We start from the raw sequence: 12029 nt of genomic DNA, 5'->3' as shown, positions 1-12029 counted from the left end.
CGCGTCTTGCGCAGCCCCGCCTGCGCCTCATCTCGGTTAGTTGGAGCGGATGCCCTGCGGTCCGTCGGCGAGCAGGCGATCGTACTCCGCCTTGGTGGTGGCGTTGCGCGCGGTGACCGAGCGGCCGCGGCGGGCGATCCAGGCGCCGGTCCAGATCGGCACCTCGCGGGCCACGACAGCGGCGGCGATCGCACCGGGGTTCAGCCACTGCTGGCTGATGAACCGGTAGGCCTCGTCGGGGGTGAAGTTCCACGCCTGCACGCTGAGCAGGGCCGCCCCGATGTAGGAGAAGTAGACCACGACGGCCACGAGGAAGCCGAAGAGCACGTAGGCCCACCAGCCGCCGCGGTTGACGATCGCGACCAGCAGGGCGAAGGCGACGAAGAAGAAGATCACCGGCACGTAGAAGATCGGCAGCACGATGAAGTCGGTGAACTTGGCCGTGGTGTCGGCGAGCGAGCCGCTGCCGATACCGGAAAGCGCCAGGGCGACGAGAGCGTAGAGCGCGGCGAAGACGGCGGTGCCGAGCAGCGCGATCAGGATGCCGGCGCCACGGTTGCCCTTGTACTTCGGTGCGGTGGGCGCCTGGATGTAGACCGGCGGCGCCACGGTGGTGTTCACCGGCGCGGCGGCCTGGGTCGGCGCGACCGGCTGGGTGTACGAGGCCGGCTGTTCGCGGGTGGGCGCGTCGTCGCTGGCGAGCGTGGCCGCTCCAGTCCCGACCGTGGCGGCCGGCACGTAGGTGTCGCGCTTGACCGAGTCGGCGGAGACCGGCGCGGGCGCGTACGCCTGGGTGGCGGCGGAGTCGGGTGCGTCGTAGGAGATCGGCTCGCCGATCGGGTCGCCCGGGTGGGCCTGCTCTGGGTTGGTCTGCCCGGCAGGGTGGGCGGATGCCGCCGGTGCCGCGCCGTCGCGGGCGTCGGCCTCGCGGCGGGCCGTTTCGGCGTCGAGGCCGACGGGGCCGGTCTCGTGGCGTCCGGGGGTGGTTGCCGAGGCATCCGTGTCGGGGTTGATGTTGCCGTCGTTGGGCGTGGTGTCGCTCATGCTGCACTCCTCACGGGCCTGGCGGCCGTAGTTCTCTGCAGTAACCATAGCAACGCACGTGCGACGCGCCGGTGAAGCGCGGCGCAGAGTCTGGTGGCGGCGCCGGGCGGGTCGCGCCTACGTGCCCACTCCACCCTCGCCGCTCATTCCACCGCCGACATCTGCCGTTTCGGTCGAACCCGACCAGCACACCGGTCGGTTTCGACCGAAACGGTAGATATCGAAACGCCCCGGGTTACTTGGCCGCGGTCGTGGAGGCCGTGGCCGGAGGGACGAGCACGTAGACGAGGCCGGTGATCGTTGCGGTGACTATTCCGGGAGTGTCTCCCGGTGTCGTCCTGAGCCCGGAAACCAGGAAGAGCCGCTTGCCTGTTTGGAGCCCGTTCACGAAGTTCAGGGCATTCCCGTAGCTGCCCGAGACCGAGATACTGACTGCCAAAGACGCAAAATTCTCGGCCGTGATCTGTGGATTTGTTACGGGGGGAACACCGGCTGCAGGAGCCGTAGCGCTCGGCGCCGGTGTGGGTGCGGGTGTGGGAGTGGGTGCCGGGGTCGCGCCTCCTGTCACCACTGGCGCGACGGCTGGAGCAGCGACGGGTGCGTACGGGACGGCATCGGCGACAGTGATGCCGGTCAGAGTCACCTGCGATGCGCCGGCGAGGGCGTCAAGCTGGTTCACGAAAGCGGGCATTTCGGTGCCCTGCGGCACGGAATCGCTCAGTGGCGCCAACTCCTCCTTGAGCTTGTCGATCCCCGCGTAGTCCTTTTTCAACTGGGCGAGCACAGCTGCTTGCCCTGCGTTCGATGCTTCAACGCTGGCTCGCTGCTCATTGGCGGCAGCGGTCGCTGCAAGCTGCGGTTGGATCCCCACCACGACTCCCAGCACCAGCACCAACACCATGACGAGTACGGAGGCGATAACCCAGAGCCTGTTCTTGTTCACGATTACTTCCCCTCAGCGACGAAACGCTGCGCATAAGCGGCATCGTCCACGTGCATGGTGATATTCACCGTGTAGACACCAGTGTTTTCTTCCAGTGTCACCGAACCCGGGAGGGCATCCGCGAAGCCGGGCAGGGTTGCCAGGGACGTCAGCCAGGTGGGTACGTCCGGGAGCACGGGGCTTTTGGCCGTGAACGTCACCGTCGCCACGCGGGGCCCCTGGAGCGGAGCGGTCGGCTGGGTGTAGATAGCGAGGGGCGTGGCCGAGTCCACCGCCACGGTCTCGATCGTCACGCTGGTCGGCAGGATGGCCTGTACGCCCTCAAGGTATTTCTTCCAGTCGATCTCGGTCGACACGCCAACCTGTTGGGCGGCCTCGACTTTGTTGACCTCGCCCTGGATCGTGCGCACTTCCACGTACTTCGACTGCTCGGCCACGAGTCCGGGGGTCAGTGATTGCTCGTAGGCAAGCTGAAACTGCGCCTGGACCGATAGCGCCGTCGCTGCGCCACCTGCCACGAGCATGACGGCGACGACGCCGACGACGCCGAGACCCAACCGCCGACGTACCACTCTCGCCGCGCGTTCCTTGTGTACTTCCGGCGGGAGCAGGTCAACACGTGGTTCCCCGCCCATCACCAGAACGTCGTTCTTCGCGGCCCGGATCATGCCACACGCCCCAGAGCGAGCCCCAGTGCCACGGTGAGGGCTGAACTGAAGTTCTTGATCTCCTCGGCATTGATGTTCTTGGCCAGCGTCACGGTCGAGAACGGGTCGCCCACCTCCACGGCGAGGCGAGTCATTTCAGCCAGTGCCTCAGGCAAACCGCGCAATTGAGCCCCTCCCCCACTCAACACGATGCTGTGCACGGCATCCGACGGGCGGGTGTTGACGAAGTAGTTGATGGTGTTCCGAAGGCTGTTGAGTTGTTCACTGGCGATCCGGTAGATGATCTCGACCGCGCGTTTGTCTTCGACGGCGACCGACCCGGTCGCAAGTCCAAGCCGGCGCTTGACCGCATCGGCGGGCTCGCCCTCAGGCCCGAGATCGCGAAGTAGCGCCTGGGTGATGTCGTCTCCGCCAGTCGCAATGATGCGCACGAACTGGGGAACGCCGTCCGATGCAATCACGACGCTCGTGGTGCTTCCGCCGATGTCGACGAGGGCCACGGTTCCGCGCACACCCGGTCGGGACAGCAATACCCGGCTGAGGGCGAACGGAATCAGATCGACATCCACAGTGGTGAGGCCCGCCAGTTGGGTTGCGTTGACGTTCGCGAGCACGGCCTGCTTGACGGCTGCAATCAGGAGGCCACGCACCATCGGGCCGTTTTCGCCCACAGTCTCTGCGATGGGGTAGAAGTCGAGCACGGCCTCGGCGACGGGAACCGGAAGCATCTCCTGCACTTCGAACGGGAGCGATTCCCGGATGCGTGCAAGCGACATCTTCGGAACGGTCAGATCACGCGCGAGTACGCGCTGATTACCCATCCCGAGAATCACGTCCTTGGATTTGAACCCGCCCGCGGTCCAGAGGTGTTTCAAGGCCGCAGCAACGGTGTTGGGTTCAATGACCTCGCCACTGTTGACCGCTCCTTCGGGCAGCGGAACTTCGAAATAACGCAGGAGGGTGGGCTTGGACTTGCCCTGGCCTCCCACTTCCACCGCGCGCAGAGAACTGCTGCCGATATCGATTCCTACGACGCTCGTTGCCACGTGTCCGCTCCCTCACTGCTGCTTCCGAACTGGTGCATTGCTATGCCACTCCAAGTAGGTTCAGGTAACCGTCCCACACTGCGGCGCCAAAGAAGATCCCGACCCACGCTCCCGCCAACATCCATGGTCCGAATGGGATGCCGCTCTTTCGATTTGCGCGGCGTGCGACCACGAGACCCAGTGCGAAGACGCCGCCGAGCAGAAACGCAGAGAACGCGCCGACCGCCAGTTCACCCCAGCCCAGGTAGCCGAGGAACATGCCGAGCACGCCCGCGAGCTTAACATCACCAAAACCCATGCCGCCGGGATATGCCACCGCCATGAGAAGGTAGGCGACCCACAAGATGGCCATGCCGATGCCAACCCGGAGCAGTGCCGCAAGGTCGCCACCAAGGATTCCGGAAGTCCCGAGCAACACCCCGCCGACCGCGTAACTCGGCAGGACAATCGAGTTCGGCAGCCGATGGACGTCCAGGTCTATGAGCGCGAGCGCGATGCTGATGGCCGCAAGATAAAGAAAGGCAAGGAGCGTCAGGACCGTTTGAATCGGATTGGTCCCGGCCTGCAGACCGACCACCCAGGCCGTAACCCCCGCAAACGCCAGTGCGGTCCCCAACTCAACCAGGGGATAGCGCGTCGCAATGGCGACCTTGCATGAGCGACATTTCCCACCCAGAATCAACCAGGACAGGACCGGAACGTTGTCCCGCGGGCTGATTGCCGCACCACAGCGTGGGCACGCGCTCGGTGGCGACACAACGGACAGCCCGTTCGGCACCCTGTAAATGACGACGTTCAGGAAAGATCCAACCACCAGGCCAAAGATCCCGGCCAACACAACGAGCATTCCGGCAATGGCGCCATCAACCGAAGGACTCACGGAATCGTGGTCCCATCCGCTTTGAACGCCGACGCAACATCCACGTACTGAGTGACGCCGTAGGTAGTGGACGTCGGGGCAAGGAACTTCGGCGGGGCCGTCGATCTCAGGCGCGTGTCATAGCTGTAGTTCTTGGTGAATCCGGTTGAGCCGCTGCCCCCGTTCGTCCCGACTGTCCCGCGATAGGTCTGAGCGATGGCCCCGAGGACGGTGAGGATCCCGTGCTGCGCACCGACTTCGTAGTTCTGCACCTGAAAAGTGTGACCAACCGACAGGATCGCGGCATTGATCGCCCGATTCCCCAGGGGAGGAGCTGCCGCCGTAGTCGTTGTCGTGCAGGTCCGTGAAGACCCTGAGCCCGAGCACGCCGTCATCGGATTCCAGACCCAGACGGCTCCATTGCCGACAAGCCCAAGAACGTCGGAAGCTGGATCTGCGTAGGTGATGTTGCCGGTGACGTATACGAAATTCTCTGCAGCCACGGTGACGGCGCCGTTGACAACACCCTTCACGTAGGCGTCGCCCCGTCGACACTGATAGGCAGGCATTGCGGACGTCGAGGTAACGGGAACCGTCTCACCGACGATCGGATATTGCGTGACAACAGGTGAGCCGTACGACCATCCCTGGGTGCCGCCGCTCCCCGTGCAGGTGAAGTTGGCAGGTGTCGTGCCTGATGCCCAATAGTTCGGATCGCCGGCGTTCTGCACGTTCTGAACGAAGATCAGATTCTGATCAGGGACTGTTACCAGCGCACCGGTCGTCGAATTCAAGGCGGCCAGAGAGCCACATTCCGCCGGGTTCTGGCTCGCAATGCCAACGGTCAAGGATGGTCTCGTGAACTTGGTCCACGGCGACACGACCCTCATGTTTCCCGTGGCATCAAACGTGATCGATGTCGGCCCGGTATACATGCATCCCGGTCGCGGCACATCGATCGGTAGGTCCTGGCGGGTTTCATTCTTCATGTTTTGATTCGTCGGAGGCAGCGATATCTTCGCCGAATAGGTCGGTCCCACCGCGCCGGCTACTCCCCACACGATGGGATCGCTTGCGCACGTGTTGACGAAATTCGGGCTGAGTGTGGTGTTTGTCGTCACCCCCTGGCTGAATGTTGACCCGCAGATACGCATACGGTCATTGGAATGCACCGGGCCATTGAGCACGTCCGCCGACGCGAATTGAATCTCCGTGCAGTTCGAGTTGTGAGGGGCGTAGCTGACCTGCGCAGTGCCGCAGGTCGTGCTGCCCGTAATGTCCGGGTCCATGATCTCGTAGTCAGTGAAATACAGGAAGTCGATGAAGCCCTTCTGTTTGAGGTTCGCTACAACACTCCGTGTGACCTGGCCGACTTTCCCCGTCGACCGGATTCGGACGATTCCCGACATCGAGTACAGAGAATTGTCCACTTCGTAGCGGAAGGATGCCCGCCCAGATGTCCCCGCTACTCCTCCCCAAGTGCCAGAACTACCGATGCCGAAGGCAGCGTTCTCGTTACCTGTTGCGGGAAGACTTGTCGTGGTGGAACTACCCGTGGCAAGGGTGAAGGGCGCAGCCGGGTTTCCGAACTTCTGGTACGTACTGTCGTTTGACAACCTGCTCGCGTATTCATCGACCCCGGCATACGCTGCTGAAAGGGCTGCATTCCAGTCCTGATCGGTGCGCGCCTTGACCATGCCGCTCGTGGAGAAGCTGAGAGCAGTCGCAGCCAGGAGGAGCATCACGATGGACAGGCCGATGACGGCCACAAGCGCGACTCCGCCCTCGTCCTTATGGACCCTGGCGAAGGGTCCGAAGCGCCGTTTGATCATGGAGACACCGCCACTAGGTTGGGGAGCACGACCGTGTTTTCCACGATGACTGGTCCGGCAGAACTACCGCTGGTTCCTTGGACGCTAATTGTGAGGAGAACTGAGCCGATCCTCGCGAGATCGGCCGCGGGCATACTGCCCGTCGCAGGTGTGGCAATCGCAACTCCACTGGTGTCGAAGTAGCTGAAGAGTGGAGCGCCGGCGCCAGGAGCCACGTAGCTGGCACCCAGATTCAGAATCGAGTTCGCCGTGGAGGCCGTCCCAGCAAACACCCAGGCGGTCCCCGCCGCGCTCGCCGTCCACCGGCTCTCGATCAGCGCCCTGCTCGTGGGATCGATCGCGAACATGACCCGGGTTGGCCTGGCAGGCAGAAGGGCAACACTCGTCATCGCGTTGACGTCCACATTGCTGTAGAAGGTCACGCTCTCTCGTCCCGCCGCGACGAATGCCGGACTCGCGGCCGTCACCCCGGTGACCTTGAGAGTCGTGGCGAACCTCATGACCTGGCTGAGTTCATTGGCCGCATTCGACGCCACCCGAGTGCTGCCGTCCATGGACTGCCCAAAGGAAACGGATCGCGTGGCGCTTAGGTAGAGACCGGTCAGCATCGCCAGGATCAGGCCAAGCAACATCATGCTGACGAGCAGTTCGACGAGGCTCAGACCAGACTCTGACGAAGAATGCCCTCGAGACAATACTCCACGTGACCTCATCGCGCATCCAAGGCGAAGAGCCCGTTGACATCAGGTGGCAGTCCGACAGTGAGAAGCGATTGAACACGAGCAGCAGGAAGGATCGCGAGTGTTCCCGTGGGGCTGGCACTGGTGTAAAGCTTCCATGCGCCATAGGGCAGGGCGATCCGAACGGTGCCGGATGCGGGCACGATATTGCCGAAGGCATAGGTCATTGTGGTTGCCGGTGACGTCAGGCACGATGGCTCACCCGGAATCGGAGTTGCCGACTGAGATACGGCGGTCAGGTACTGCTCAGTTCCCCCCGTCAGAACCAGACCGCCCATCGGCACATTGATATTTGTGGTCACCCCCGGTGTCGCGGGAGTCACCGGCTGGCGCACGCCAACGAGAGACGGAGACACCCGCGTGTCCGGAGCCCATGCCTCAGGGTCGACGGAGGGGCATCCGGTCGCCGAGAACTTGCCGGCGACGGCCTGGTAGCCCGTGGTGTATGGATGCAGGTCGACGTGGTTGGCGGTGGCAGTCAGCGGAAAAACACCGTAGCTATTGATGAAGGAATAGTCGAGGTTCGTCGGGATCTTCGGTTGTGGAATCGGGATGTTCGACGCGTACTTTATGTTGAAGCCGGCAGCAGTGTCGTATTGGAACGGGAACGATGCGGACGTGCCAACCGTGACCGTTTGCGTGATCGAGGGATTGGCTGCCTGAGTCGAATCGACCATTCCCGTGTTGGTGAGCTTGACGGTATAGCTGCCCGCCGGCGCCTGCAGGACAAAGCTGCACCCGTCGGCATCCGTGGGCGTAGTCACCAAGGAACCAGCCGAGGAGATCGCTGTGAAGGTGATTCCGGACTTACCGAGCCCCCGGGAATCGAGCACGGAAATCAGGAGGGTACCCTTGCTCGGGTCATTGATGCGGGTGCTTGGGGCGAGCAGGGTGTCGCTCGTAACCGGGTCGGTCGACCTCATTTTTGGCCAGGAAACGGTAACCGTGACGCGTTTGTATTGCAGCGCGCCGCCACCAGCGCCACACGTCGAAGCCGAACCCGTCGGGGTCACCCAAGCGGTCTTTCGAGTGACCGTGTACGTTTCCGCGGCGGTCGTGGTGACGACATGGGCAGCGACATCAAGAACGGAGAACGGGTTGCCGATGGCACGCGCGCTATCGATCTCGGAAGCTGCGATACTCGCAGCGATCTCGCGGGACTTGTTGTCCCTTGCGATCGTCAGAGTGGAGACAAGGGCGTAGCCCACGCCCAATGCGATCATCGAAAAGATCATCATGGCTACCATGATCTCGATGAGGGATAGGCCGGCTTCGCGGTGCGGTCCCGCTATTGGCGTGCAGTTCTGTTCCAATGCTCAACCCTTCCGTCACCTAGTCCAAGATGTCCCGAGCAATGCGTCGGCGATCGTCAAAGCCAAATGACAGCGCCCTGTTGCCCAAAAGAGTGGAGCGCAAGTTCACGCTCCACTCTCCGGAACCTTCAGCCTCTTGGGCTAGTAGTCGCCAGCCACTGCCGCAGTGACGGGCGTCCTGTCGGAAACCTTCCACCAGTTACCGTTCGACCCTTGTGCCACGATCTTGAAAGTCGCAGCCGCTCCCGTGCCGGATGCCGTGAGCTTCGGGATGGACGTGTAGTTTGAAGCACTTGGGGTCACGGTTGTGGCAAGGTCGCCAACCGAAGTCGGCATCGCCTGCGTCGGGCTGCTGGTCTGGAACGCAATTGCGGCGGTCTTGAGGTTGTCGAGGTCGGCCTTCACAGCCGAGTCTTTCGCGCTGCTCTGCACGCCCAGGTAGACCGGGACGGCGATCGCGGCGAGGATGCCGATGATGATGACGACGACGAGGAGCTCGATCAGAGTGAAGCCCTTCTGGTTTTCGTCGGGGTTGGTGCGGCGGCGGTTGAGGGCTGCGAGGCTGCGAGAGAGCACGGTGGTTTCCATTCCATAGTTGTCAGTGAACTGGCCGTCGGGCCCGATCGGACTTTTATAATATTCGCAGGTATTTTTCAGCCACGACCCAACAAGGAGGGGTATTTTGCGAAATCGCGCCCCCAATGCTGGGGGCAACATGTGTCACACCAGTCACACAGGCGGTCTGACTGGTACGGGCGATCCAACGGCCGTGAGCGTGTCGTTATTTGATAGCGCCGGCGAGGCTGAAGATCGGCATGTAGAGGGCAATGACCATGCCGCCGATGACCACGCCGAGGAATGCGATCATGAGCGGCTCGATGGCGGCTGTCAGTTGCTCAGTCGAGGACTCCACCTCCTGGTCATAGAAATCGGCGATCTTCGTGAGCATCGTCTCGAGCGAGCCTGCGTCTTCACCGACCGCGATCATCTGAGTGACCATGGGCGGGAAGACGGGCTGCGCGAGAAGTGGCGCCGAAATCGACTGTCCCTGGCGCACAGACTCGCCAACCTTGGTCAAGGCATTCTCGATGACCCAGTTACCCGAGGTTTCGCCAACGATTTTCAGCGCCTGCAGAATCGGCACGCCTGCGCCGATCATATTCGCGAAGTTGCGGCTGAATCGGGCGACGGCGATCTTCTTCAACAATGAACCGAACACCGGGATCTTGAGTTTGATGGGGTCAAGGGCCTTGCGAACGCGTTCCGTGTTCTTGTTCTTCCGCCACCAGACGCTGAAGATCACGATGGCCACGACGAGCACCGGCACGATGTAGACCATCGAGTGCGAGACGTCCACGAGAATCTGAGTAGGGAGAGGGAGTCCTCCGCCTAGCCCCGAAAACATGTTCTCGAAAATTGGGACGATGAAGATGAGCATGATCATGACAGAGACGAGCGACATGATCAGCACGATGACTGGGTAGGTCATCGCCGATTTGATGGTGCCGCGGAGTTTCACTTCCTTTTCGAAGTTGACGGCAATCGACTCCAGCGCACGATCCAGAAATCCTCCGGTCTCGCCGGCGCGCACCATGTTGATCATGATCGGCGGGAACGACTCACCATGCTTGGCGAACGACTCCGAGATCGACACACCGGTCTCGACGTCGTCGCGTACCTGCTTGAGGATCTTCGCGAGCGGCTTGTTCTCGGTCTGCTCGGCGAGGATGTTCAGGGTGCGGAGCAGCGACAGGCCGGACCCGATCATGGTCGCCATCTGGCGGCTCATGATTGCAAGGTCTTTCAGCCCGACGCCCTTGGTGAAGCCGGGAATCGAGATCTCACGGTTCAGGCCGGTCCCCTCCGCGGACTCCTTGATCGAGGTCGGTGAGATGCCCATCGAACTGAGGCGGGACGCGACGGCTCCCTCGTTGGAGGCATCCAGCTTGCCCTTGACCGTCTTGCCCTTGGCATCGCGGCCGACGTAGGCCCAGGCCTGTGCGGTTGCCATCAGCGTCCGCTCGAGTAGGTGTCGCCGTAGTCGATGCCGCCGCTGCCCATGGTGCGGGAGGACGCGTCCATAGAGGTGTCGGCGCGCTTGATCAGCTGGGCCAGGCTTTCCACGTCGTGGGCCTTGTCCATGGCCGCCTGACGAGTGATCTGACCGGAGTCGACGAGGTCGGCCAGGTGCTGGTCCATGGTGTGCATGCCCTCAGCGCCGCCGGCCTGCATCATCGACGTGATCTGGTGCGTCTTGCCCTCGCGGATCAGGTTGGCGATGGCCGGGGTCGTCACGAGGATCTCGGTGGCGACCACTCGGCCCTTGTCGTTGGCCTTCTTGACGAGGGTCTGGCAGACCACACCGCGGAGAGTGGCGGCGAGCTGGGTGCGGATCTGGCCCTGCTGGTGCGGCGGGAACACGTCGATCATGCGGTCGATGGTCTGGGCGGCATCCTGCGTGTGCAGGGTGGCGAAGACGAGGTGGCCGGTCTCGGCGGCGGTCAGTGCCACCGAGATGGTCTCGAGGTCGCGGAGCTCGCCGATCAGGATGATGTCGGGGTCCTGGCGCAGCACGTGCTTGAGCGCGGCAGCGAAGCTGTGGGTGTCGTGACCGACCTCGCGCTGGTTCACCAGGGACTTCTTGTGCTTGTGCAGAAACTCGATCGGGTCCTCGACCGTGACGATGTGGTCGGGGCGGGTGCTGTTGGCCAGGTCGACCATCGCGGCGAGAGTCGTCGACTTGCCGGAGCCGGTGGGTCCGGTGACGAGCACGAGGCCACGGGGCAGGAGAGAGAACTTGCCGACCGACTCGGGAACGCCGAGGGTCTTGAGCGGCTTGATCTCGCGCGGGATCAGCCGGAACGCGGCACCGATCGAGTTGCGCTGGTGGTAGAAGTTCACCCGGAACCGGGCGCCCGCCGCGGTGTAGGCGAAGTCGAGTTCACGTTCCTCGTCGAACCGCACCCGGTCGCCGATGGAGATGATGCTGTAGAGGGCCGCGTTGACCTTCTCCGGCATCCAGACGTCGAGGCCCTCGATCGGCCGCAGGGCTCCGTCCATCCGGATGGTCGGCGGTGCGCCGACAGTGATGTGCAGGTCGGAGGCCTCGAGCTCGAGCACCAGAGTGAGCGCTTCGATCAGGTCGGGGTCGGCCTGGCGGCCGTCGGGGCCGATGTGCACCGGGGCCGGCTGGCGCACGGGCACGGTGTCGTCGGCCGGCTCGGCCGCGATGGCGGCGCGGCGGCCCGTGGGCACGTGGCGCGACCCGGGCTGATAGAGGCCGTCCACACCGGATGCCGGCGTGGGCACCGTGAGCGGCACGGTCTGGGGTTCTCCGGTGTCGATCAGGAGCGTGTCGTACTGCGAGGTGCGCGGTTGCGCCGACGGGTCGCGCAGCGCGTCGAACTGCTCCGTGCCCTGCTGGTCAGCGTCGACGAGCGCGTCGTCATCCGCGTCGACGACGGTGCGGCTGGACTCGTCGACCGGGGCCGGGTCCCACCAGGAGACGCTCTCCCCCGGTTTGATCGCTGGAATCTCATAAATCGGCTTGTCCATGCAGTTATCCCCTTCGGCATGCGCGAGCG

At 63.3% G+C, this 12029-nt stretch carries 11 protein-coding genes; all 11 read right to left on the bottom strand.

Annotated features, from left to right (window positions below; translation table 11 throughout):
• Nucleotides 1-36: 36 nt before the first annotated feature.
• On the bottom strand, nucleotides 37-1044 hold the full coding sequence (locus IWX89_RS02005) for a tripartite tricarboxylate transporter TctB family protein (RefSeq protein ID WP_196901906.1): 1008 nt from the start codon (nucleotides 1042-1044) through the stop codon (nucleotides 37-39).
• A 235-nt stretch (nucleotides 1045-1279) separates the two neighbouring features.
• Nucleotides 1280-1987, bottom strand: a complete 708-nt coding sequence (locus IWX89_RS02000; RefSeq protein ID WP_196901905.1) for a hypothetical protein — start codon at nucleotides 1985-1987, stop codon at nucleotides 1280-1282.
• Between the two features lie 2 nt (nucleotides 1988-1989).
• Entirely contained in the window at nucleotides 1990-2655 is a 666-nt protein-coding gene (locus IWX89_RS01995) for a hypothetical protein (protein ID WP_196901904.1), read from the bottom strand.
• Complete coding sequence (gene pilM / locus IWX89_RS01990) at nucleotides 2652-3701, bottom strand: type IV pilus assembly protein PilM (RefSeq protein WP_196901903.1); 1050 nt, start codon at nucleotides 3699-3701, stop codon at nucleotides 2652-2654. Before pilM ends, IWX89_RS01995 begins: the two co-directional genes overlap by 4 nt.
• 40 nt (nucleotides 3702-3741) lie before the next feature.
• Nucleotides 3742-4548 carry an A24 family peptidase gene (locus tag IWX89_RS01985; RefSeq protein ID WP_196902122.1) on the bottom strand — a complete coding sequence of 269 codons (807 nt, stop codon included), beginning with the start codon at nucleotides 4546-4548 and terminating at the stop codon, nucleotides 3742-3744.
• Between the two features lie 29 nt (nucleotides 4549-4577).
• Nucleotides 4578-6392, bottom strand: a complete 1815-nt coding sequence (locus IWX89_RS01980; RefSeq protein WP_196901902.1) for a hypothetical protein — start codon at nucleotides 6390-6392, stop codon at nucleotides 4578-4580.
• Nucleotides 6389-7027 (bottom strand): hypothetical protein, encoded by a 639-nt coding sequence (locus IWX89_RS01975; protein ID WP_196901901.1) that lies wholly within the window; start codon nucleotides 7025-7027, stop codon nucleotides 6389-6391. Before IWX89_RS01975 ends, IWX89_RS01980 begins: the two co-directional genes overlap by 4 nt.
• A 74-nt stretch (nucleotides 7028-7101) precedes the next feature.
• Entirely contained in the window at nucleotides 7102-8445 is a 1344-nt protein-coding gene (locus tag IWX89_RS01970; RefSeq protein WP_196901900.1) for a prepilin-type N-terminal cleavage/methylation domain-containing protein, read from the bottom strand.
• Between the two features lie 141 nt (nucleotides 8446-8586).
• Entirely contained in the window at nucleotides 8587-9033 is a 447-nt protein-coding gene (locus tag IWX89_RS18920) for a type II secretion system protein (protein ID WP_196901899.1), read from the bottom strand.
• Between the two features lie 193 nt (nucleotides 9034-9226).
• Nucleotides 9227-10456: a type II secretion system F family protein gene (locus IWX89_RS01960; RefSeq protein WP_196901898.1), complete on the bottom strand. Its 1230-nt coding sequence runs from the start codon at nucleotides 10454-10456 to the stop codon at nucleotides 9227-9229.
• The gene (locus IWX89_RS01955) at nucleotides 10456-12000 is read right to left on the bottom strand and encodes a type IV pilus twitching motility protein PilT (protein WP_196901897.1); all 1545 of its coding nucleotides are present in this window, start codon (nucleotides 11998-12000) and stop codon (nucleotides 10456-10458) included. The genes IWX89_RS01960 and IWX89_RS01955 overlap by 1 nt, the downstream gene beginning before the upstream one ends.
• Nucleotides 12001-12029 lie beyond the last annotated feature (29 nt).

Origin of the sequence: Cryobacterium sp. MP_M3, from assembly GCF_015752155.1 — a bacterium.
GTDB lineage: Bacteria > Actinomycetota > Actinomycetes > Actinomycetales > Microbacteriaceae > Cryobacterium.
The sequence above is the reverse complement of the archived record's forward strand: the minus strand, read 5'-3'. Positions and strand labels throughout refer to the sequence as shown.

What these genes read in the sequence shown, in the direction of transcription:
- IWX89_RS01995 (WP_196901904.1), bottom strand. Translation starts at nt 2,655, where the DNA reads ATGATCCGGGCCGCGAAGAACGACGTTCTGGTGATGGGCGGGGAACCA.
- IWX89_RS01980 (WP_196901902.1), bottom strand. Translation starts at nt 6,392, where the DNA reads ATGATCAAACGGCGCTTCGGACCCTTCGCCAGGGTCCATAAGGACGAG.
- IWX89_RS01960 (WP_196901898.1), bottom strand. Translation starts at nt 10,456, where the DNA reads ATGGCAACCGCACAGGCCTGGGCCTACGTCGGCCGCGATGCCAAGGGC.
- IWX89_RS02005 (WP_196901906.1), bottom strand. Translation starts at nt 1,044, where the DNA reads ATGAGCGACACCACGCCCAACGACGGCAACATCAACCCCGACACGGAT.
- IWX89_RS18920 (WP_196901899.1), bottom strand. Translation starts at nt 9,033, where the DNA reads ATGGAAACCACCGTGCTCTCTCGCAGCCTCGCAGCCCTCAACCGCCGC.
- IWX89_RS01955 (WP_196901897.1), bottom strand. Translation starts at nt 12,000, where the DNA reads ATGGACAAGCCGATTTATGAGATTCCAGCGATCAAACCGGGGGAGAGC.
- IWX89_RS01985 (WP_196902122.1), bottom strand. Translation starts at nt 4,548, where the DNA reads ATGCTCGTTGTGTTGGCCGGGATCTTTGGCCTGGTGGTTGGATCTTTC.
- IWX89_RS01975 (WP_196901901.1), bottom strand. Translation starts at nt 7,027, where the DNA reads ATGATGTTGCTTGGCCTGATCCTGGCGATGCTGACCGGTCTCTACCTA.